Origin of the sequence: Advenella sp. RU8, assembly GCF_048381675.1 — a bacterium.
Classification (GTDB): Bacteria; Pseudomonadota; Gammaproteobacteria; order Burkholderiales; family Burkholderiaceae_B; genus Advenella.
Window position 1 is genome coordinate 203,025 of the sequence record NZ_JBLWIS010000005.1, and the last position, 22,141, is coordinate 225,165.

The window sequence follows — 22,141 nt, forward strand, 5'->3', positions numbered from 1 at the left end:
TTTGCTTGTTCCTTAAAGAATGAACAGGGTAACCAGCCATTGAACAACCATCTGGATAATTGGAAAAATAATAGGGGTGAGCAAACCGGTTACTATTAATCCTATGAGTATAAACATGCCATAAGGTTCAATTTTATTATATTCCCAAGCCAGTTTTGGTGGCAGTAATCCCGACAGCACCCGCCCACCATCCAGAGGTAGCAAGGGAAACAGGTTGAACACCATTAAAATGACATTAACCTGTATGCCTGCAATCGCCATGAGCCACCAAAAGCTGCCAAAACCACCCAGTTCCAGCGCAACTCTAGCCATGATGGCCCAAAGAACAGCCATGACCAGATTGGCGCCAGGCCCGGCTGCGGCGACCCAGATCATGTCTTTTTTGGGATTGCGCAAATTGTTGAAATTAACTGGCACCGGTTTGGCCCAGCCAAAAATAAATCCGGTATTGAGCAGGGCCATGGCCAGAGGAACGACAATGGTACCTACAGGGTCAATATGCTTGACCGGATTTATGCTGATTCGCCCAAGAATGAAAGCGGTTTGATCACCAAATTTTTGGGCGGCATAACCATGAGCAGCCTCATGCAAAGTAATTGCAAAAAGCAACGGCAACGCATAAACGGTAATTGATTGAACTATTTGGCCAAAATCCACAAAACGACTCCAGAAAACCGGTAGGCCCAACATGGGCGGGCAAACGTGCATCACAGTATTATGTTTGTAAATTAATGCGATGCCCTGTTATAGAGTCTCATTTTAACAGCAAGTTCTTTGCTGGCTTGTTAAGTAAAAAGACTGGCTTGCAAGAACGCAAAACTTGCAATCATTTACATGAAGCCTAAGAATCTTGTGACTATTTTGTTTAAAATGGGACAAGACTTTTGAACGGCGCACGCAGTGACGCAGCCATGGTTTCAAGGAAAATAAGATGCGCTTGGATGAATCCGCTGAAAGCAAAAACATAGAAGATCGTCGGGACAGCCGCACAGGTATGGGTAGTAGCAGGTTTGGCCGTGGTGGTGGCGGCGGCAAAAAATTTGGCCTCGGAACTATCGTGCTTATCCTGATTGCCATGTATTTCGGGATTGACCCTAACATGCTACTGCAAATGACCGGTTCAGACGCCCCTTCACAATATGAAGAAACCACATACTCACAAAGTTCAACACCAGCCATCAGCGATGCAGAAAAAAAATTTGTGGCCAAAGTGCTTAAAACCACCGAAGATGCCTGGGGCAAAATATTTCAGCAACAGGGATGGGGAGCCTATCCGCAACCCAAGCTGGTCTTGTACAGTGGGATCACACGCAGTGCCTGTGGCATGGGCCAAGCGGCAATGGGACCTTTTTATTGTCCGGCTGATGAAAAAGTTTATCTGGACTTAAGCTTTTTCAGGGAAATGGGCCAGCGCCTGGGAGCACATGGCGACTTCGCCCAAGGTTACGTCATTGCCCACGAAATTGGCCATCATGTCCAAAACCAGCTGGGCATCCTAGCACAGGTAGACCAAGTGCGTAGCCGTGGCAACCAACGACAGGCCAATGCCATTTCAGTGCTGTCCGAGTTGCAGGCAGATTGCCTGGCTGGCATTTGGGCCAATGAACTGCACCGCCAGGGAGATATTATTGAATCCGGGGATATTGACGAGGCCATGAATGCAGCAGCGGCTGTGGGCGATGACCGCCTGCAAAAGCAGCAACAAGGTTATGTAGTTCCCGATGCGTTTACACACGGCACCTCGCAACAACGCATGACCTGGTTCAAGCGGGGCCTGGAAAACGGCAATATCGCACAGTGCGATACCTTTGCCAGCGCCCGATAAGCATATAAAAACCAACCTCCCGTCTAATAAGTGAGCAGCAAGATTGTCATAATAAAAAAGTTATGACAACGCCATAAATACCATTTTATTTTCAACCCTACCTCAGGTTACATTGGCAACACACATGAAAATGCATTGTTTTCATGATACTGCCGGGAACCACTGTTACTCGTTGCAAAGACCCGGCAATGTCTTTCCGGAGTTTTTCTAATGCCCAATCTGTCCCAGTCATTAAGTGTCCAAAAAGCCCTTGATGATGCCCCCATTTCCCGCTACCAGTGGAAAACCATCCTGCTGTGCTTTTTGATTGTTGCCACCGATGGCCTTGATACGGCTGCCATCGGCTTCATCGCCCCGGCCATTATTGCCGATTGGGGCTTAACGAAACCCCAGCTAACGCCCCTCTTCATTTCGGGCCTTGTTGGCCTGACCATTGGCGCTATAATTTTTGGCCCGCTGGCTGACCGCCTGGGACGCAAGAAAATCCTTATCTTCAGTGTTTTCTTTTTTGGCCTGATGAGCCTGTTATCGGCGTTTTCCCCCAACATGGAAACCCTGGCCTTCCTGCGCTTTTTAACCGGAATCGGCTTGGGTGGCGCAATGCCAACCGCCATTACCATGACCTCCGAGTTTCTGCCTGCCCGTCGTCGCTCGGCCTTGGTCACCCTGATGTTTTGTGGATTTACGCTAGGCTCGGCCCTGGGTGGTGTGCTAACCGCACAATTGCTGCATCTGGTTGACTGGCACGGTATTTTGGTGCTGGGTGGTGTGCTACCACTAGTACTGGTTGTTGTGCTTTACTTCTTCCTGGATGAGTCTCCCCGCTATCGCGTCAGCAAAAACGAACCGGCCGAAAGCATTGCCGCCTTCATGGGCAAGATTACCGGCAAAGCCTACCCCAATACCGTCTTCCATCTGGATGAAATCAAAACCGGCAAAAGTGCGGTGACCGCCCTGTTCCAGCCCGGCCTGGTCATGGTAACGGCCGTCTTGTGGCTGGCTTTTTTCATGAGCTTCCTGATTATTTACCTGTTTTCCAGCTGGGTACCCACCCTGCTTGGCAGCATTGGCGTAGAACTGTCCAAAGCCTCCTGGATTACCGCTGCATTCCAGATTGGCGGCACGCTGGGCGCCATTTATTTAGGCAACCTGATGGACAAGCGCAACCCTTATAAAGTGTTGATTATCAGTTATATCCTGGGTGCCGGCTTCATTGCACTAATTGGCTTTTCAACCAGCAATATCCCCCTCCTGGTGCTGGGCATTTTTGGGGCAGGCGTGGGCATTAGTGGCGCACAGGTCGGATTCAATTCTTTGTCGGCCATTTTGTATCCCACCGAGTGCCGTGCAACCGGCGTTAGCTGGGCCAATGCAGCCGGACGCTGTGGCGCCATCTTCGGTGCGTTTGCCGGTGGCACCATGATTTCATGGGGGTATGAATTCACCACCATCTTCAAGACACTGGCCTTCCCGGCCTTAATTACCGCTTCCTGCATTCTGGTGCTGTATATGTTTTCGCTAGCAAAACAAAAACATAACCGCCATGGTAGCCAAATTAACGCAACACCTGCCAATGTATCGTAAATCAAGTCGTATTTATCGCTAAACCAAAGCATAAAAATTGGAAGATAACCCTTCTTCAAGGGCTATCTTCCGCAGCAGCCAAATGGCATTAACCATCAAAGAAGACAAACAATGACTAAACTTTACAGCTTTTTCAACAGTTCCGCCTCTTACCGTGTACGTATCGCCCTGGCCCTGAAAGGCGTCCAGTACGATACCGAAGGCATTAATATTCGTGTCGGCGAGCAAAATGAACCTGATTTTTGCAAAGTGAACCCAATGGCCCTGGTACCTGCCCTAACGGATATTCCAGAGGGTGCTATTGGCCAATCACTGGCGATTATTGATTATCTGGACCGGAAATATCCCACCGCTACCCCGCTAATCCCGGAAGACACTGCACAGCGTGCCCTGGTTCTGGAAATTGCCTATGGCATTGCCTGCGACATTCACCCCGTGAACAATATGCGCATCCTGAAGTACTTAAGCAAAGACCTTCAGGTCAGCGATGAACAAAAACAGGCCTGGTACGAGCACTGGATCGCGATGGGCCTGCAAAGCATCGAAGCCTTGCTGGAAAAAGCCAACTCCGGCCATTTCTGCGTGGGAGACACCCCTACCCTGGCCGACTGCTGCCTGATTCCGCAACTGGCCAATGCCATCCGCATGAAATGCGACGTAAGTGCCTATCCACGTTGCATGAAAGTATATGAGCATTGCACAGCACTGCCCGCCTTCAAGGCCGCAGCCCCTGAAAACCAGCCCGACTATATCGTGCCAGCTACTGCCTGATATACTCGTGCCCACGCAGGAGCATGGGCACACATATGCCTGCCTGCAAGGGGTAGATCACAAACCACTAACAACCCAAGGCAGGTTCAGTACCTTATTTTGAAGCTTGCTCCAAATGCCCTAAAAAGGCTTCCAGCGCATCTGACGGAGGTTCGTTCTGGCGCCAGAAAATACCCACACTGCCTTTTTGCGCTATTTTAGGCAAATCCAGAATAACCAGCTGCTGCTCATTGGCAAAACTTTCAGCCAGGCGCTGTGACAAAATACCCACCATATCGCTCCCCTGCAGCATGCGCACGGTGGCACTCATTGAACCGGATTCCACATGATTGGCCGGCATCATCATGCCCAGGTCAACCAGGGCATGGTCGATACTGCTTCGAATAGGGGTACCGGTGGGCCAGACAATCCAGTAATAACCAGCTAACTGCACCCAATCAAGATTATTCTGGCCTGCAAGGGGATGTCCCGGCCTGACTACAAAACAAATGGGTTCGGTATAGAGCACCTTGTAATTCAGGGGCAGTCGCAGGGCGTTGCCACCCACCCGGCCAATCACGGCATCAATATGACCCGAAACCAGTTGCTCCAGCAGTGGTGTCATGACACTTTCTATGATCCGCACATGAACATTCGGATAGTCCTTGAGCAGGGCCAGCACGGCCTTTGAAACAACATCGGTGGCAACCGGCGAACTGCCAATCATGAGGGTTCCCTGTATGCCCTCCTTGAACAGCTCAATGTCCTTGGAGGAACGCTCCAGATCGTTAACCAGGCGACGCGCATGCTTAACCACCAGCATACCGCCCGGTGTAGGCCTGATGCCTTTGCTATGCCTTTCAAACAGGGGCATGCCAATTTCTTCTTCCAGGCCGGACAGCCATTTTGACAAGGCCGGCTGGGTGATGTTCATGAGTTCGGACACCCGGGTCAAGTTTTTCTGCTCGGCCAGCGCCACCAGAATTTTCAGGTGATGAAATTTGAGTTTATCGATCCAGCTCATGATAAGCAACGAAATGTCATAATTAAAAGTGATGCTGCAGGCAAAAATACCGCTTTATGACTGTATTTTTGTAAAAAAGTCATCAGGGGTTCATTTCCTTATCACTGTTTCCTGCGGAATTTTTTCCAGCAGGCTATCAAGATCGCCATATATCCGGTCCATCAATTCCTTGCCCACTTTTTCTTCCAGTTCTTGATGCCGGTTTTCAATCAGTGGCTTGATCCGGTCCAGCAAGGCCAGCCCTTTTTCAGTCAGGTACACCTCCTGCCTGCGCTGGTCCTGGCGCGAGCGACTGCGACTGATCAGTCCAGACCGCTCCATACCCGTTAACATGCGAGTCAGGCTGGGGCCCAGCAACATGCAGACGCTGGAAAGCTGGTTAGGCTCAAGGGGCTCTTGCTCTCCAAGGGCACGCAATACCCGCCATTGCTGGTCGGTCAGGCCTTCCGCATGCAAAAGGGGACGAAAATGCACCATCAATGCTTCTCGCACGGTAAGCATCAAATAAGGCAGGCTACGGTAAGGCGTGGAACTCATTTGGCTTTCACCCCCTTGGGAACATAGACCTCATCCCGGTGAACGTCATGTGAGACGAAACCGATATCATTGTCAGGCATGGCCAGGAATTCAGGTTTAGCCAGAGTTTGGCGAATATCCATCAGACCCGATTGCCAGTGGTCTTTCATACTGGCAAGGCCAAACTGATAGTCCTTGTTATGGCTTTCATAAGGGCGGTCGCGATAAATCAACTGGATAACGTTGAATTTGTGCCGGTCAGAAAGTTCTTTGAGTCTTTCAAGCGAACGATTTTCAGCCAGTTTTTCAGCGGGTACCAGCTCAAGCAAGTGGCCAATCGCGTGGCGCATTTCCTGAACATGCTTCCAGTAATCGGTCAGCATACGGGTACGGCTGGAATATTGAATTTCTTTTTGCCGATCATTGACCTGTTCCATGTTTTGTGGAACATGTCCGCGGGCACTCCAGAGGTCAACCTGAAACACCAGGGTATCACGGCTGGGCTTGGCATCTAGCACGTAGGTTAATGGCGTATTGGAAACAATACCGCCATCCCAATAGTAATCGCCATCAATTTCCACCGGGGCAAAGGCCGGCGGCAGTGCCCCCGAAGCCATGAAATGTTCTGCCCGCAATTGGTGGCATTCGTTGTCAAAATAAACAAAGTTGCCGGTACGGACTTTCACTGCCCCCACCGACACATGAAGATCGCATTTGTTACTGTTAATACGGTCAAAATCACAGAATTTTTCCAGGGTGTCTTTAAGGGCCGAGGTATCGTAGTAACTGGCCCGCTCTGGTTGGCCATTCCCAACCATCACCGGCGGTGGAAAACGTGGCTTGTAAAAACCGTTCTGGCCATCAAAAATAGCACTTAAACCGTACATATTGCCCAGGCCAATCTTGAACCAGTCATGCATATTGAACAGGCCCTGCTCGAAAAACGGCAACATTGACATGCCCAGATTGGGCTGACAGATGCTTTCCCAGAATTGATGCAGTTTTTCAACCCGATCCTTGGGGGGATTACCGGCAATAATGGCCGTATTCAGGGCCCCGATAGAGATCCCGGAAATATGATTGGGCACGATACCCGCTTCATCCAGGCCCTGAAACACCCCGGCCTGATAAGCACCCAGTGCCCCGCCACCCTGCAACACCAGGGCGATGCGTTCATAATTAGGCAAATTCAATGACTTCTCCGAATAAAAACAACTTAATGCATGTACCAGCCGTGGCTGACCGTAATTGACTGGCCGGTAAGGGCTTTATTGGGGAAAGCCGCCAAAAACAGGGCCGTTTGGGCAATATCTTCAGTGGTGGTGAACTCCCCGTCTACCGTGCCACCCAGCATGACATTTTTAACCACTTCCTCTTCGGAAATACCCAACTCTTTGGCCTGTTCGGGAATTTGTTTTTCAACAATCGGGGTACGCACGAATCCGGGGCAAATGACGTGCGAACGGACATTATGTTCGGCACCTTCCTTGGCCAGTACACGAGCCAGGCCTAGTAAACCGTGCTTGGCGGTCACGTAAGGCGCTTTCAGTTTGGAAGCCAGGTGGGAATGAACCGATCCCATATAAATGACCACCCCGCCACGGCCAGCGGGATACATGTGGTTAAGGGCCGCCTTGGTCGTCAGGAATGCGCCGTCAAGATGAATCGCCAGCATCTGTTTCCATTTGGCGTAATCGAATTTGTCGATGGATTCGATGGTCTGAATACCCGCATTGGAAACCAGGATGTCGATTGAACCGAATTCGGCCACCACGGCATCAACTCCCTGGTTGACCTGTTCTTCGCTAGTCACATCCATGGCAACCCCAATAGCTTTGCCACCGGCATTAATGATTTCATCGGCAACCTTGTTAGCCCCGTCAATATTCAGGTCGGCAATCCCAACCGCTGCGCCCGCCCTGGCATAGGCCAGGGCGATTTCACGTCCCAAGCCACTGGCAGCGCCCGTTACCAAAGCCACTTTTCCTTTCAACGAGGTTTGTACTTCTGTTGTCATGCTTAACTCCATTCCTGTTTGGGTTTAATTAAACGATCTTAATGCCATTTGATGTACTTATTTTGAATCCGTCATGAATTCGACGGGTATTTGCAAATATTAACGCACAAAAAGCATAGCATAGGTTTAAGCGGAAGAATGATGAAGCTTATGGTGACACACCCCACGTATCACAAACTGCCTGGCGGATAAGCTGACTGTTTTTATCCGTTTCGTATTCGGCCGGATAAATATAACTAAGCCGGGAACGCATTTCATAGCCGGGCACCAAGGCAATGTTTTTACCTGCCTTGATGGCCCGGTAGGCTTCACGCGAAGGAATAAGCGTGATGGCCAGGTTGCTGGCCACCAGTTCTATGCATAAATCAATGTCATCACAAACCAGTGCAGTTTGCGGTGACAGCTTGTGCTGATGCCAGAAACGGTTGCTGATTTTGTCTCCGGCTGAAAAGGCCGGGCGCTCTATCCAGGTGGTGGTGTTGAAAAATGTCCTGGGATTTTCAATGGCTTCGGCAAGCCGCTGCACCGCCACGACCAGCACGTAATGCACTTCGTCCAGTGCTATGGAATAAACCGTGCGGTAAGGGTTGTCACCCAGGAAAAAACCGGCATCCAGCTCTTTTTTGCGCACCTTGTTCAAGACCTCGCCACTAAGGCTGTTTTCCACGTGCAGGTACAGGGAACTATCCAGCTCCAGGACACGGTTGACCAGGCGGCTTAGCATCTGCCGGTCAACCGATTGGATAATGCCCAGTTTAGCCTGTTCCACATAGGTGGATGACAGGCTCAGGGCAAACACATCAAGTTCTCGCATTTGCTGCAAGATGGATTCGGCCTTGGGTAAAAAGGCTTCTCCCGCCGGAGTAAGCTTCATGCCCTGGGTATTGCGTTCAAACAAATTGACATCCAGGTTGCGTTCTATAGCCTTGATTTGTGCGGTTACTGCCGGTTGTGACAAGTGCAGGGATTCTGCCGCCTGCGTCAAATGCCCGTAATGGGCCACTGCCACAAAACTTTTCAGTTGAGTCAGATCCATTTCTCCTCCTGGATACTACGGTTTAAATTTAAACTTTTTAATAATTGTTTTTTTAGTATTTTTAAATGTCTTGAGTACGCGTTTTGACAACGTTTGCTTAACGCGTATTTATTGTACGCCTGTGACACAAAAACTTTTCCGAAGAAAAGAATTTATATTTTGATTTCAATCAAAAAAATCATCCTGGAAATATTTTACAACTCTCCTTAATTATCCAGAATTAATCAATAAGTATTTGATTTTATTGATATTTAAAAGCACTCATAATTTGATTGAATAATAACAATCAAAAAAGAAAATTAGAAAAACCTGCCCTATGGCCTTTACATTACGCAAAGTCCAATAACAACAAAGCAGTCCCTTCTTTTTAAAAAAACAGTTTTACTTTACCGGAGACATAAAGTGGATAAACTGACACAAAGGGTATTGGATAACCCTGAGTTCCAAAAAATGGCACATCAAAAAAGTGTGCTGGGGTGGAGCTTCTCCATCCTCATGTTCAGCATCTATGTGGTTTACATCCTGTATATCGGGATCAGTCCCGAATCCTTCGGGGTACCCGTAGGAACCAACAGCATTACTACCTGGGGCATTTATATTGGCCTGTTCGTGATTTTGTTTGCCATCGCGATTACCGGGATTTATGTGCATAAAGCCAATGGCGTATTCGAAGAAACCACCCAACGGGTAATTCGTGCCGTGCAGGAGCAAAACCATGAATAAGTATTTACTGGCTTCACTAGCTAGCCTATTCAGCACTTCGGTATGGGCCGATGCCCTGACCGGCGCCGTTGAAAAACAACCCATGAACTATCCGGCCATTATCATGTTCTTCCTGTTCGTGGCCGCCACCCTGTACATTACGTACTGGGCCGCCCGTAAAAACACCACCACCAGCGATTTCTATACCGCCGGCGGTGGCATTTCGGGCTTTAAAAATGGCCTGGCCATTGCCGGTGACTATATGTCTGCCGCTTCATTCCTGGGCATTTCCGCCATGGTTTACACCACCGGCTACGATGGCCTTATCTATTCCACCGGCTTTCTGGTGGGCTGGCCCATCGTGCTGTTCCTGATTGCCGAGCGTTTGCGCAACCTGGGCAAATTCACCTTTGCCGATGTGGCCGCTTATCGCCTTAAGCAAACACCTGTACGCCTTTTTGCCGCCTCGGGCACCCTGTTGGTAGTGATGATTTACCTGATTGCCCAGGTGGTTGGTGCCGGCAAACTAATCCAGTTGCTGTTTGGCATGAACTATATCTGGGCCGTGCTGATTGTAGGCGTGCTAATGGTGCTGTACGTGCTGTTTGGCGGCATGCTGGCCACCACCTGGGTGCAGATTATCAAGGCAGTCCTGCTGCTGTCGGGTGCAACATTCATGGCCTTCATGGTCTTGAAAATTGCCGATTTCAGCCCTGAAATCATGTTTAAAAAAGCCACCGAAGTGCATGAAAAAGGCACCTCCATCATGAGTCCCGGCGGACTGGTGAAAAACCCGATTGATGCCCTGTCACTCGGTGTTGCCTTAATGTTTGGCACCGCAGGCCTGCCGCATATCCTGATGCGCTTTTTCACGGTAAAAGACGCTAAACAGGCACGTAAATCGGTGTTTGTAGCAACCGGCTTTATTGGCTACTTCTACATCCTGACCTTCATTATCGGTTTTGGCGCCATTATGCTGCTAACCAAAGATCCACAGTTTTTTGAAACCACGATTAAAGACGGCGTTGAAATTACCCAGATTATTGGTGGCACCAATATGGCTGCCGTGCATTTATCCAATGCGGTGGGTGGCAATATTTTCCTGGGCTTTATTTCAGCGGTTGCCTTTGCCACCATTCTGGCCGTGGTTGCCGGCCTGACACTGTCCGGTGCCTCTGCCGTAAGCCATGACCTGTATGCGTCGGTCATTATGAAAGGTAAAGCCCGTCCCCATGATGAAATGCGCATTTCCCGCCTGACAACATTAGTATTGGGTGTGCTGGCCATTATCCTGGGCATTGCCTTCGAAAACCAGAACGTGGCCTTTATGGTGGGCCTGGCTTTTGCACTGGCCGCTTCTGCCAACTTCCCTATCCTGTTCCTGTCCATGTTCTGGAAGAACCTGACCACACGCGGTGCCGTGGTGGGTGGCTTCAGTGGCCTGATTGCAGCATCTGTCCTGATTGTGCTGGGACCAACCGTATGGGTAAGCGTGCTGCATAATGAAGCACCCATCTTCCCATATGGTAACCCCGCACTGTTTACCATTCCCCTGACCTTTATCGTGGCATGGCTGGTTTCCGTTACAGATACCTCTGAACGGGCCAAACTGGACAAAGCAGGATTCCAGGCACAATATGTTCGCTCAATGACGGGTATTGGTGCCGCAGGAGCCGCACAACATTAAAATAAAATAACGGCCGGATAGTTGGTTATCATCTATCCGGCAACTATTAAATTTTAACTAAAACACAAGGGACAAATCATGTCAGCAATTGAATCTGTATTGAAAGAAAGCCGGGTTTTCCAACCCAACGACGATTTTGTAAATAACGCCAATATCAGCAGCGATGCCTACAACGCCCTGTGCAACAAGGCCAATGAAGATTACGAGGGCTTTTGGGCAGATGCAGCCAGGGAAAACCTGACATGGAAAAAACCCTTCACCCAGGTGCTTGATGAAAGCAATGCGCCATTCTATAAATGGTTTGCCGATGGTGAACTGAATGCTTCCTATAACTGTATCGACCGCCATCTTATCGACAAGGCTGACAAAACCGCCATTATTTATGAAAAAGATGATGGACACAGCGAACATATTACCTACCAGCAACTGCACGACCGCGTATGCCAGTTTGCCAATGCCCTGAAAAGCCTGGGAGTAAACAAAGGCGACCGTGTAATCATTTATATGCCCATGACCGCCGAAGCTGTCGTGGCCATGCAGGCTTGCGCCCGTATCGGTGCGATCCATTCCGTGGTTTTTGGGGGCTTTTCTTCTGGTGCCGTACGTGACCGCATCCTTGATGCCGAAGCCAAGATCATTATTACCGCCAATGAAAGCGTGCGAGGCGGCAAGTTCACTCCACTGAAATCAACCGTTGACGAAGCACTGTCGCATGGTGACTGCAGCAGCGTGGAAAAAGTGATTGTCCTGCAACGCACCAACACCGAGACTTCGTGGGACGATTCACGCGATGTCTGGTGGCATGACATCATCCAGGGCCAGCCCAGCCAGTGCGAACCCGAATGGATGAACGCCGAAGATCCTTTATTCATCCTTTACACTTCCGGCAGTACCGGCAAGCCCAAAGGCGTTCAGCACAGCACTGGCGGCTATCTGCTAGGTGGCGTGTTATCCATGCGCTGGGTGTTCGATTACAAATCCAATGATGTGTTCTGGTGCACCGCCGATGTGGGCTGGATTACCGGTCATACCTTTATCTGCTATGCGCCGCTGGCCGTTGGTGCCACCCAGATCGTGTTTGAAGGTGTACCCACCTATCCGGATGCCTCGCGCTTCTGGCAGATGATCGAAAAACACAAGGTCACGACCTTCTACACCGCCCCCACCGCGATTCGTTCGCTGATCAAACTGGGCCCCGATCTGCCTGGCAAGTTTGACCTGTCTTCCCTGCGCCTGCTCGGTTCCGTGGGCGAACCGATCAACCCTGAAGCATGGATGTGGTACTACGAAACCGTTGGCCAAAGCCGCTGCCCGATTGTGGACACCTGGTGGCAAACCGAAACCGGTGCGCACATGATTGCCCCTATTCCCGGTGCCTTCCCTATCAAGCCCGGTTCTTGCACCCTGCCATTGCCCGGCATTATGGCTGACATTGTTGATGAGTCTGGCGCCTCGGTAGAGCAAGGCAAAGGCGGCTCTCTGGTCATCAAACGACCATTCCCGTCACTGCTACGCACCATCTGGCGTGATGATGCACGTTTCGCTGCCACCTATTTCCCCGACGAATTCGGCGGCAAGATGTATCTGGCCGGCGACTCCGCCTACCGCGATGCGCAGGGCTATATCTGGATTATGGGCCGTATTGATGACGTGCTGAACGTATCCGGTCACCGCTTGGGCACAATGGAAATTGAATCAGCCCTGGTAGCCAACCCCTTGGTGGCTGAAGCCGCTGTAGTGGGCAAGCCCCACGAACTAAAAGGTGAGGCTGTGGTCGCGTTTGTGGTGCTCAAAGGCGATCGTCCCGAAGGTGAAGAAGCCAAGAAAGTAGCTGCCGAACTGAAGAGTTGGGTTGCTCACGAAATTGGCAAGATTGCCCAGCCTGATGACATCCGCTTTGGTGAAAACCTGCCCAAAACCCGTTCAGGCAAAATCATGCGCCGCCTGCTAAGGACACTGGCCAAAGGCGAAACGGTCACCCAGGACACCTCTACGCTAGAGAATCCTCATGTCATGGAACAGTTAAGCGAAAGTGTTTAAGCTTCGCTTGGGACCGTGACTTGTTACGCGACCACCCCGTCAGGCTTCGCCTGCCCCCCCTCCGCAGGAGGGGAATTTTCCTTCTTCGTGGAAACGTCTGTGCCACACATTCCCCTCCGGTGGAGGGGTGTCGCGAAGCGATGGGGTGGTTCTAACCTAACCAACCGCCCAACGAAGCCCCCAACAATTCCCCTCTATGGAGGGGTGGCGCGAAGCGCCGGGGTGGTCTGCATTTCCCAAGCAGAGCGTGGGAATGAGTACGGGTGGTATGCTTACTTCACTTCAATATTGCGCAGGCGGATATGCAGCTCACGCAATTGCTTCTCGTCTACCGCAGAAGGTGCCTGGGTTAACAGGCATTGGGCACGCTGGGTTTTGGGGAAGGCAATCACATCACGAATGGAATCGGCGCCAGCCATTAAAGTAACCAGGCGGTCAAGGCCGAAGGCCAGGCCACCGTGCGGAGGTGCGCCATACTGCAGGGCATCCAGCAGGAAGCCAAACTTGGCACGTGCATCTTCAGCGCTGATTTTCAGGGCGCGGAATACCTTGCTCTGGACTTCTTCACGGTGAATACGGACTGATCCGCCACCCACTTCCCAACCGTTCAGCACCAGGTCATAGGCTTTGGCATAGGCTTTGGAAGGATCGGTTTCAAGATAGTTCTCGTGACCGTCTTTGGGGCTGGTGAATGGATGGTGTGCAGCGGTGTAGCGCTCTTCTTCCTCATCGTACTCAAACATCGGGAAGTCGATAATCCACAACGGTTTCCAGGTTTGCTCGAACAGGCCATGCTCTTTGGCAAAATCGCTGTGACCCAGCTTGACGCGCAGGGCACCGATGGCATCATTAACCACTTTGGCCTTGTCAGCACCAAAGAACAGGATATCGCCATCCTGGGCTCCGGTACGCTTGATGATTTCGGCCAGGGCCGCATCGTGAATGTTTTTCACGATAGGTGACTGCAGGCCATCACGACCCTTGGCCACTTCATTAACCTTGATCCAGGCCAGGCCCTTGGCACCGTAAATCGCCACGAATTGGGTGTAGTCGTCTATTTCCTTGCGTGACAGGGCAGCACCGTGTGGCACACGCAGGGCAACAACCCGGCCACCGGCCTGGTTAGCTGCACCAGAAAACACTTTGAAATCAACGTCTTTCATGACATCGGTAAGCTCGGTGAACTCAAGTTTCACCCGCATGTCGGGCTTGTCTGAACCGAAGCGGCGCATGGCCTCGTCCCAAGTCATGATCGGGAAAGTAGCGTCCAGGTCTACCCCTTGCACTACCTTGAAGATATGACGCAGCATGCCTTCGAAAATATCACGGATCTGCTCTTCGTTCAGGAAAGAGGTTTCGCAATCGATCTGGGTAAATTCAGGCTGGCGGTCGGCGCGCAGGTCTTCGTCACGGAAGCATTTGGTGATTTGGTAATAACGGTCGAAACCGGATACCATCAGCATTTGCTTGAACAGCTGGGGAGACTGCGGCAAGGCAAAGAACTGGCCGTCATGAACGCGGGAAGGCACCAGGTAATCGCGGGCACCTTCTGGCGTGCTCTTGGTCAGCATGGGGGTTTCGATATCGATGAAGCCCAGGTCATCCAGGTATTTGCGCACTTCAATTGAAACACGGTAACGCAACATGAGGTTGCGCTGCATTTGCGGACGACGCAGGTCAAGGACACGATGGGTCAGACGGGTGGTTTCAGACAGATTGTCGTCATCCAGCTGGAAGGGTGGCGTGACCGATGCATTCAGGACTTCAACCTCACGGCACAGGATCTCTACTTCACCGGATTTCAGGTCGGGGTTGATCGTGCCTTCGGGACGCTTGCGCACCAGGCCAGTAATACGGATACAGTATTCGTTGCGAATGCTTTCGGCAATTTCAAATGCGGCTTCATTGTCGGGATCAAACACAATTTGTGCCAGCCCTTCACGATCGCGCAGGTCGATAAAAATAACGCCACCATGATCGCGACGACGATGCACCCAACCAAATAATGTAACGGTTTGATCCAGGTGATCAAGACAAACCTGACCGGTATAGCAGGTACGCATAATTGAAATGCTCCGAAAAATCTGTAAACGATGGGCATTGCATAAACAATGCCACCAATATCCTAGTTAAAAATCAAGCTGAAGTACTGCTGCTTCCTGATGAGGCGGCGGCACTGCTTCCTGAAGCGGAAGATGAACTGGAACTTGCTGATGATCCACCAGAAGACGAGTTCCCACCACGGAAATCAGTCACATACCACCCTGTTCCCTTTAATTGAAAACCGGCTGCAGTAACCTGCTTGGCGTAGGTTTCCTGATTGCACTTGGGGCAAACGGTAAGGGGTTCATCAGACATTTTTTGCAGCACATCCTGCTCATGACCGCAAGCGCTGCATTTATACGCATAAATTGGCACGGCTTAACTCACAAAAAATAAACACGGGCAGGCATAAATACACCTTGCCCAATGTAAAATCCAATAAAACCGTTTATTTTAACGTGTTTTTACAAACCTGTACCTGAAGAATTCTATGCGGGCAATAAAAACATGATGGCAGCCATGCCTGTTGGCAACAAGGCAGACACCAGCAACCATTTCGGTGAAATCGCGCCATGGGGAAAGCAACCACGCAAAATGGAAAACCCGGCCGGGTTGGGGGCATTGGCAATAACCGTAAGACCGCCCCCGGTTACCGCACCCGCAACCAGCATATAACGCCAGATTTCGTTGGTACCTTCCACCAGGGAACCCAAATAAGTCAGCGCTGCATTATCAGTGACTGCCGTCAAGGCCGTAGATCCCCAATACAGCACGGTTGGCGACATGCCGCCCAGCACATCTTGCAACCACCACTGCTGCAGTCCGCCCAAGATAACCAACCCGGCCAGGAAGAAGCCAACCATCAGGCCTTCACGGATCATGAGTGGGTCTTGGTAGCGTTTATAGGCTTCACAATAACCAATAAACAACATCAGCAGGCCAAGGAAAATGGCTACATGATGCGCAAACAACACAATGCCCACCAGGAATAGCAAATGTATCAGGATAACGCCCAACGGTACCGGCGGACGAACCTTCTCAGGGGTTTGATTTTTAGGCGCATTGATACCACGACCGGTACCCACTGCACGCGCCTTGATATCCTTGCGACAAATCAAGGTAATGATCAGGGCATTGGCAATGACCGCAATAGCGGCTTTCCAGCCAAAATGAGTGGCCATATACAAGGAGTCCCAGCCAAATTTCTGTGCCACCATCAACACTGGTGGCGCCGCATAGGCGGTAAGCACGCCACCAATAGAGACATTGACAAACAATACGCCCAGCGCCAGGTACTTAAAGCGCACATTGCCGCTGCGGGTAAAAAAACCTTCTTTTAACATCAAGGCAGCCAGCGTCATGGCAGCGGGCTCGGTAATGAAAGAGCCGGCCAGGGGCACCAACGAGAGGGTAATGAAAAACGTGGCCACTTCGGTTTGCACGGGAACCACTCTGGCAATAAATCGCACTGTACCGCTAACCAGCTGAAGAATCGGCCGGCTGGCGGCCACCACCATAATGGCAAATACAAACAGGGGCTCGGTGAAATTGCGGCTGTCCATGTATTCAACCGCGGCATTCAACCCACCGGCCAATGCCATGCAAACGATCAGGATGGCAGCCCAGACACCGAACACCCCTTCCACTTCAGACAGCAAATGCCACATGCCCGCATGGGGTCCGGGCTTATGGGCCAGTTTTGCAAAATAAGAAACCGAAAAAGTATGAATAATCGCGATTGCAAACAAAACGGTTGCAAGTGTCTCTATATAGCCGGGCATATAAAATGAACCTGAAAACAAGGTGACCAATCAAACAGAAGGCAACTGAAAATGTAGTTATTTGGTGCCGGGTCTGTTACCAAAAGAAATTATTGTATAGGAACAAACGCAGCCCAACCGCCATATCACCCTTATGCAACATACTTTTGCAATTTATTTGCCGCCTTGACACAAACCGCCGGGTTTTGCCGCGAACCCGATAAACACGTTAAAATGCGGCTACTTTGTCCTGAACCGATGCGCAATATCCATGACTGTCAACACCCAACAACCCGATTTAAGCGATATTCACCATAACGACTGGGTCGCGCGTTACCTGCCTGCCTCCTGGGGACCCTATGCCCGTATCTGCCGGCTGGATCGTCCGATTGGCACCTGGCTTACCCTGTTACCTTGCATTGCCGCATTGATTCAGGCGGCCAACGGCCTGCCCGATTTCTGGCGCCTGTTCATTTTTTGCCTGGGCGCCCTGCTCATGCGCAGTGCGGGCTGCACCATTAACGATATTTGCGACCGCGATTTTGATAAACACGTGGCGCGCACCCGTTACCGCCCCCTGACCAGCGGCCAAATCACCCTTAAGCAGGCTTATGTTTTCCTGTTTGCCCAACTGGCCCTGGCTGCCGTATTGCTATTTTTCATCAACAGTTACAGCCGCTGGCTGGCGGTATTGCTAGTGCCCATCGTCTTTATTTACCCGCTCTGCAAGCGATTTACCTATTGGCCCCAAGCCGTACTGGGCGTTGCTTTCAACTGGGGCATGCTCATGGCCTGGTCAGACACCCAAAATACGGTTCCCACCGCTGCCATTGCCATGTGGCTGGGCGCCGTCATGTGGCAAATTGGTTATGACACCATTTATGCCTATGCCGACATGCAAGACGACATCAAACTCGGACTACGCTCAACCGCCCTGAGATTTGGTGAAAAAGGCCTGACCTGGCTAAGCGGATTTTATGCGGCAACGGCGATGCTGTGGATCTGGGCCGGTCTTGAAATGGAAATGGGCTGGGGTTACGGCGTATTCATGGCCATTATTGTGCTGCATTTTTTCTGGCAGCTGTACACCTTCGACATTAACCGCCGGGACAAAAGCTTTGCCCTGTTTCGCGCCAATATCTGGACCGGTATTTTTCTGATTGCCGGGGCCCTGCTGGGTAGTATTACCCCTATATAAACAATTTACTTTCATTGGGTTAACCTTTTCTTAATAATGGTTAACCCTAATATTACAAGGCCATAAAAATCTATAACCTATGCTGTCATGAGCAACCCGTGACGGCAGAAAAAAATGGCCAACAATAACACCACCCTGGGAATCAAGGTCGATTCCACCCTGAAAGAACGTTTGCAGCACAATGCCAGCAAACTCAACTGCACCCCTCACTGGCTCCACAAACAGGCCCTGCTGGCCTATCTGGACCAGATCGAACGGGGACACACCCCCGAAGAACTGGCTCATCTGGTGATCCAGGCAAGCGAAGGCGACATCGACATTCCCGACAATGATGCGGTCAACCCGCCATTTTACGAGTTTGGCCAGGATATCCAGCCCCAGTCGGTACTGCGCGCAGCCATTACCTCTGCCTATCGTCGCCCCGAAACCGAATGCCTGCCCGTTTTGCTGGAGCAAGCGCACATTGCCCAGCCCGAACAAACCCGGGAACTGGCCCTGTCGCTGGTGAAAGCCCTCAAAGACAAGCGACCTTCGGGTGGGGTTGAAGGGCTGATCCAGGAATTTGCCCTATCCAGCCAGGAAGGTGTGGCCTTGATGTGCCTGGCCGAAGCGCTACTGCGCATTCCCGACAAAGCCACCCGTGACGCCCTGATTCGCGACAAATTAAGCCATGGCGACTGGAAATCCCACATGGGCGGCTCATCATCAGTGTTTGTCAATGCCGCTACCTGGGGCCTGATGCTGACCGGCAAACTGGTAGCCGTCAATAGTGAACAAAACCTTTCCTCGGCCCTTACCCGCCTGATCGGCAAGGGTGGCGAACCCCTGATTCGCCAGGGCGTGAACATGGCCATGCGCATGATGGGTGAACAGTTCGTGTCAGGACAAACCATTTCTTCCGCACTGGCCAACAGCCGCAAATTTGAAGCCCGCGGTTTCCGTTACAGCTATGACATGCTGGGTGAAGCAGCCACCACCATGGCAGACGCCCAACGCTACTACGATTCATACGAACAAGCGATTCATGCGATTGGCAAAGCCTCACAGGGTCGCGGCATTTATGAAGGACCGGGCATTTCCATCAAGCTGTCGGCCTTGCATCCGCGTTATTCCCGCGCCCAGCGCGAACGCGTCATGAATGAACTGCTGCCACGCCTGGTCGCATTAACCAAACTGGCCAAATCCTACGATATCGGTCTGAATATTGACGCCGAGGAGGCCGACCGCCTGGAGCTGTCGCTGGACCTGCTCGAAGCGCTTTGCCACCACAGCGAATTTGACGGCTGGAACGGCATCGGCTTTGTGATTCAGGCCTACCAGAAACGTGCCCCGTATGTGATTGACTATGTCATTGACCTGGGCCGGCGCACCCACCACCGTCTCATGATCCGCCTGGTCAAAGGCGCCTATTGGGACAGCGAAATCAAGCGGGCCCAAGTAGAGGGCCTGGAAGGCTACCCGGTTTATACCCGCAAATCCTATACCGACGTGGCCTATCTGGCCTGTGCCCGTAAACTGCTGGATGCTCCCGATGCCGTCTTCCCGCAATTTGCCACCCATAATGCCCAAACCCTGTCAGCCATCTATCACCTGGCCGGCAAAAACTACTACCCTGGCCAGTACGAATTTCAGTGCCTGCATGGCATGGGCGAGCCTTTATATGAAGAAGTGGTTGGCCCCAAAAAACTGAACCGTCCTTGTCGTGTATACGCTCCCGTTGGCACCCACGAAACCCTGCTGGCCTACCTTGTGCGCCGCCTGCTGGAAAACGGTGCCAATACGTCTTTTGTGAACCAGATTGCCGATGAAAGCATTGATATCAACACGCTGGTGGAAAATCCGCTGGAAACGGTTGCCCGCATCACGCCACTGGGCGCTCCCCATGAAAAAATCCCCCTGCCACTTGAGATCTACCACGCCAGCAAACCAGGTATCAGCAGCAAGCGCCAAAACTCCTCGGGCATTGACCTAAGCAACGAACACCGCCTTGGATCCCTGTCTGCCGCCCTGCTGAACAGCGCCTCCCAGGCCTGGAAGGCAGCCCCTACCCTCCTGCCCGAAGAGGCATGGAGCGATGAACGTGCACTGGCATCACTGAATCCGGCAGACCATCGCGATGAAGTAGGCAAGGTCATCGAGGCCAGCGAGGACGACGTCCGCCAGGCCGTCGCGGCATCAGTCAAGATGGCACCCATCTGGCAAGCCACGCCGATCAAGGAGCGCGCCCATTGCCTGCGCACCGCAGCCCAGCTCATGGAAAACAATATGCAGGTACTGCTTGGGCTAATTATCAGGGAAGCGGGCAAGTCCCTGCCTAACGCCATTGCCGAAGTACGTGAGGCGGTTGACTTCCTGCGTTATTACGCCGAGCAGATCGAACTTAACTTCAAAGAAGAAGTACATCTCCCCTTGGGACCCGTGGTTTGCATTAGCCCCTGGAACTTCCCGCTGGCCATTTTTACAGGCCAGGTCAGTGCGGCCCTGGCGGCAGGCAATACCGTATTGGCCAAGCCTGCCGAACAAACCCCCTTGATTGCCGCACAGGCGGTGGCCATTTTGCACGCTGCAGGCATTCCACGTGAAGCCGTCCAGCTGTTACCCGGCAATGGCGAAACCGTGGGCGACCAACTAGTTTCACATGAAGCCATCCGTGGCGTGATGTTTACCGGCTCTACCGAAGTGGCGCGCATTCTTGCCGGCAAACTCTCGGGCAGGCTTGACCCACACGGCCACACCATTCCCCTGATTGCCGAAACCGGCGGCCAGAACGCCCTCATCGTCGACTCCTCTGCCCTGTCCGAACAGGTGGTTTTTGATGTCCTGAACTCGGCCTTTGATTCCGCTGGCCAGCGTTGTTCCGCCCTGCGTATTTTATGCCTGCAGGAAGACGCCGCCGATCAAATCCTGACCATGCTCAAAGGGGCAATGAAAGAACTTTCGGTAAGCCGGCCCGATTTGCTGTCTGCCGACGTAGGCCCCGTCATTGACCGGGAAGCCAAGGAGATTATCGAGCGCCATATTGAAAAAATGCGCCAGGCCGGCCACAAGGTTACGCAAATTTCGATGGACAAGAACACGGAATTTGGCACCTTCGTTGCGCCAGCCCTGATTGAAATCAATGATATTGCAGAGCTGGAACGTGAGGTATTTGGACCCGTCCTGCACGTGGCGCGCTACCAGCGCCAGGATCTGGATTCCCTGGTGAATGCCATCAACCAGACCGGTTATGGCCTGACCTTTGGCATCCATTCCCGGATTGACGAAACCATTACCCATCTTTCCAAACGCATTCATGCTGGCAATATTTATGTCAACCGCAATATTGTCGGTGCCGTGGTTGGCGTACAGCCGTTTGGCGGCCAGGGCCTGTCAGGCACCGGACCGAAAGCGGGTGGTCCCTTATATCTGTTCCGCCTGCTCTCCCAGGGCAACGACCAACTGCCAGCCCCTTTCAACCCAAGCCAGCCGGACAGCCTTTCGCTGACCCTGCCCGGCCCGACCGGAGAAACCAACGTGTACCGTCTGGTACCCCGAGGCACGGTATTGGCGTTTCCACAAAGCGGGCAAGGCTTTACCACCCAGTTGCACCAGATCACCGCCACCGGCAACAAAGCCCTGTTTATTGATACCCCCGAAACCCACCAATGGCTGGACCAGGCAGATCCTAGCCTGCGTGAACAGGCAAGCCTGATTGCCGATACCCAAATTGACGAGACCGGCTTTGATGCCGCCTTGTTTGAAGGGGACAGTGATGACCTGCGCAGCCTGAACCTGCGGCTAAGCCAGCGCAAGGGGCCAATTATTATTGCTTACGGATTAAGCCCGGAAGAAATCATCCAGGGCAAACAATATCCCTGGCTGGGCCTGGTCCATGAGCAAAGCATTAGCACCAATACCGCAGCAGCGGGTGGCAATGCCAGTTTGATGACGATTGGGTAATACGCATTCCCACGCAAGAG

General features: G+C 51.8%; 17 protein-coding genes. 8 read left to right on the forward strand and 9 right to left on the reverse strand.

Going from position 1 to position 22,141, the window contains the following annotated elements:
* Positions 1-12 precede the first annotated feature (12 nt).
* A complete protein-coding gene (locus ACM5Q9_RS08735; RefSeq protein ID WP_418144365.1) occupies positions 13-690 on the reverse strand; it encodes a site-2 protease family protein in 678 nt (225 codons plus the stop codon).
* A gap of 241 nt (positions 691-931) precedes the next feature.
* Between ACM5Q9_RS08735 and ACM5Q9_RS08740 the strand changes: the two genes are divergently transcribed.
* The 3 genes from ACM5Q9_RS08740 (at position 932) to maiA (ending at position 4,180) form a co-directional block, all read left to right on the forward strand.
* Complete coding sequence (locus ACM5Q9_RS08740; protein WP_418144342.1) at positions 932-1,825, forward strand: neutral zinc metallopeptidase; 894 nt, start codon at positions 932-934, stop codon at positions 1,823-1,825.
* Positions 1,826-2,035: 210 nt separating this feature from the next.
* Entirely contained in the window at positions 2,036-3,409 is a 1,374-nt protein-coding gene (locus tag ACM5Q9_RS08745; protein WP_418144343.1) for an MFS transporter, read from the forward strand.
* Positions 3,410-3,520: 111 nt separating this feature from the next.
* Positions 3,521-4,180 (forward strand): maleylacetoacetate isomerase, encoded by a 660-nt coding sequence (maiA, locus tag ACM5Q9_RS08750; protein WP_418144344.1) that lies wholly within the window; start codon positions 3,521-3,523, stop codon positions 4,178-4,180.
* Positions 4,181-4,274: 94 nt separating this feature from the next.
* Here the strand turns inward: maiA and ACM5Q9_RS08755 are convergent, their stop codons facing one another.
* The 5 genes from ACM5Q9_RS08755 to ACM5Q9_RS08775 form a co-directional block, all read right to left on the reverse strand.
* Positions 4,275-5,183: a LysR family transcriptional regulator gene (locus tag ACM5Q9_RS08755; RefSeq protein ID WP_418144345.1), complete on the reverse strand. Its 909-nt coding sequence runs from the start codon at positions 5,181-5,183 to the stop codon at positions 4,275-4,277.
* 90 nt (positions 5,184-5,273) lie between these two features.
* The gene (gene hpaR / locus ACM5Q9_RS08760; protein WP_418144346.1) at positions 5,274-5,720 is read right to left on the reverse strand and encodes a homoprotocatechuate degradation operon regulator HpaR; all 447 of its coding nucleotides are present in this window, start codon (positions 5,718-5,720) and stop codon (positions 5,274-5,276) included.
* Positions 5,717-6,892 carry a DUF3734 domain-containing protein gene (locus tag ACM5Q9_RS08765; protein WP_418144347.1) on the reverse strand — a complete coding sequence of 392 codons (1,176 nt, stop codon included), beginning with the start codon at positions 6,890-6,892 and terminating at the stop codon, positions 5,717-5,719. Before ACM5Q9_RS08765 ends, hpaR begins: the two co-directional genes overlap by 4 nt.
* Positions 6,893-6,915: 23 nt before the next feature.
* Positions 6,916-7,716: a 3-hydroxybutyrate dehydrogenase gene (locus ACM5Q9_RS08770; RefSeq protein ID WP_418144348.1), complete on the reverse strand. Its 801-nt coding sequence runs from the start codon at positions 7,714-7,716 to the stop codon at positions 6,916-6,918.
* A gap of 148 nt (positions 7,717-7,864) precedes the next feature.
* A complete protein-coding gene (locus ACM5Q9_RS08775; protein ID WP_418144349.1) occupies positions 7,865-8,752 on the reverse strand; it encodes a LysR family transcriptional regulator in 888 nt (295 codons plus the stop codon).
* Between the two features lie 402 nt (positions 8,753-9,154).
* Here ACM5Q9_RS08775 and ACM5Q9_RS08780 point away from each other — a divergent pair, with 402 nt between their 5' ends.
* From ACM5Q9_RS08780 to acs, 3 genes are all read left to right on the forward strand, one after another.
* The gene (locus ACM5Q9_RS08780) at positions 9,155-9,475 is read left to right on the forward strand and encodes a DUF485 domain-containing protein (protein WP_418144350.1); all 321 of its coding nucleotides are present in this window, start codon (positions 9,155-9,157) and stop codon (positions 9,473-9,475) included.
* Complete coding sequence (locus ACM5Q9_RS08785; protein ID WP_418144351.1) at positions 9,468-11,141, forward strand: cation acetate symporter; 1,674 nt, start codon at positions 9,468-9,470, stop codon at positions 11,139-11,141. Before ACM5Q9_RS08780 ends, ACM5Q9_RS08785 begins: the two co-directional genes overlap by 8 nt.
* Before the next feature lie 78 nt (positions 11,142-11,219).
* A complete protein-coding gene (gene acs / locus ACM5Q9_RS08790) occupies positions 11,220-13,181 on the forward strand; it encodes an acetate--CoA ligase (protein WP_418144352.1) in 1,962 nt (653 codons plus the stop codon).
* Between the two features lie 272 nt (positions 13,182-13,453).
* On the opposite strand, the gene aspS is transcribed toward acs, so the two are convergent.
* The 3 genes from aspS to ACM5Q9_RS08805 all read right to left on the reverse strand — a co-directional run bounded on the left by aspS (position 13,454) and on the right by ACM5Q9_RS08805 (position 17,005).
* Positions 13,454-15,244: an aspartate--tRNA ligase gene (aspS, locus tag ACM5Q9_RS08795; RefSeq protein ID WP_418144353.1), complete on the reverse strand. Its 1,791-nt coding sequence runs from the start codon at positions 15,242-15,244 to the stop codon at positions 13,454-13,456.
* A gap of 73 nt (positions 15,245-15,317) precedes the next feature.
* On the reverse strand, positions 15,318-15,599 hold the full coding sequence (locus ACM5Q9_RS08800) for an FmdB family zinc ribbon protein (RefSeq protein WP_418144354.1): 282 nt from the start codon (positions 15,597-15,599) through the stop codon (positions 15,318-15,320).
* A gap of 113 nt (positions 15,600-15,712) precedes the next feature.
* Positions 15,713-17,005 carry a putative Na+/H+ antiporter gene (locus ACM5Q9_RS08805; RefSeq protein ID WP_418144355.1) on the reverse strand — a complete coding sequence of 431 codons (1,293 nt, stop codon included), beginning with the start codon at positions 17,003-17,005 and terminating at the stop codon, positions 15,713-15,715.
* Positions 17,006-17,255: 250 nt separating this feature from the next.
* Here ACM5Q9_RS08805 and ubiA point away from each other — a divergent pair, with 250 nt between their 5' ends.
* Both ubiA and putA read left to right on the forward strand, forming a co-directional pair.
* On the forward strand, positions 17,256-18,182 hold the full coding sequence (ubiA, locus tag ACM5Q9_RS08810) for a 4-hydroxybenzoate octaprenyltransferase (protein WP_418144356.1): 927 nt from the start codon (positions 17,256-17,258) through the stop codon (positions 18,180-18,182).
* Positions 18,183-18,296: 114 nt separating this feature from the next.
* Positions 18,297-22,121: a trifunctional transcriptional regulator/proline dehydrogenase/L-glutamate gamma-semialdehyde dehydrogenase gene (putA, locus tag ACM5Q9_RS08815; protein ID WP_418144357.1), complete on the forward strand. Its 3,825-nt coding sequence runs from the start codon at positions 18,297-18,299 to the stop codon at positions 22,119-22,121.
* Positions 22,122-22,141 lie beyond the last annotated feature (20 nt).

What these genes read in the sequence shown, in the direction of transcription:
- ACM5Q9_RS08735 (WP_418144365.1), bottom strand. Translation starts at nt 690, where the DNA reads ATGTTGGGCCTACCGGTTTTCTGGAGTCGTTTTGTGGATTTTGGCCAA.
- ACM5Q9_RS08740 (WP_418144342.1), top strand. Translation starts at nt 932, where the DNA reads ATGCGCTTGGATGAATCCGCTGAAAGCAAAAACATAGAAGATCGTCGG.
- ACM5Q9_RS08745 (WP_418144343.1), top strand. Translation starts at nt 2,036, where the DNA reads ATGCCCAATCTGTCCCAGTCATTAAGTGTCCAAAAAGCCCTTGATGAT.
- maiA (WP_418144344.1), top strand. Translation starts at nt 3,521, where the DNA reads ATGACTAAACTTTACAGCTTTTTCAACAGTTCCGCCTCTTACCGTGTA.
- ACM5Q9_RS08755 (WP_418144345.1), bottom strand. Translation starts at nt 5,183, where the DNA reads ATGAGCTGGATCGATAAACTCAAATTTCATCACCTGAAAATTCTGGTG.
- hpaR (WP_418144346.1), bottom strand. Translation starts at nt 5,720, where the DNA reads ATGAGTTCCACGCCTTACCGTAGCCTGCCTTATTTGATGCTTACCGTG.
- ACM5Q9_RS08770 (WP_418144348.1), bottom strand. Translation starts at nt 7,716, where the DNA reads ATGACAACAGAAGTACAAACCTCGTTGAAAGGAAAAGTGGCTTTGGTA.
- ACM5Q9_RS08775 (WP_418144349.1), bottom strand. Translation starts at nt 8,752, where the DNA reads ATGGATCTGACTCAACTGAAAAGTTTTGTGGCAGTGGCCCATTACGGG.
- ACM5Q9_RS08785 (WP_418144351.1), top strand. Translation starts at nt 9,468, where the DNA reads ATGAATAAGTATTTACTGGCTTCACTAGCTAGCCTATTCAGCACTTCG.
- acs (WP_418144352.1), top strand. Translation starts at nt 11,220, where the DNA reads ATGTCAGCAATTGAATCTGTATTGAAAGAAAGCCGGGTTTTCCAACCC.
- aspS (WP_418144353.1), bottom strand. Translation starts at nt 15,244, where the DNA reads ATGCGTACCTGCTATACCGGTCAGGTTTGTCTTGATCACCTGGATCAA.
- ACM5Q9_RS08805 (WP_418144355.1), bottom strand. Translation starts at nt 17,005, where the DNA reads ATGCCCGGCTATATAGAGACACTTGCAACCGTTTTGTTTGCAATCGCG.
- ubiA (WP_418144356.1), top strand. Translation starts at nt 17,256, where the DNA reads ATGACTGTCAACACCCAACAACCCGATTTAAGCGATATTCACCATAAC.
- putA (WP_418144357.1), top strand. Translation starts at nt 18,297, where the DNA reads ATGGCCAACAATAACACCACCCTGGGAATCAAGGTCGATTCCACCCTG.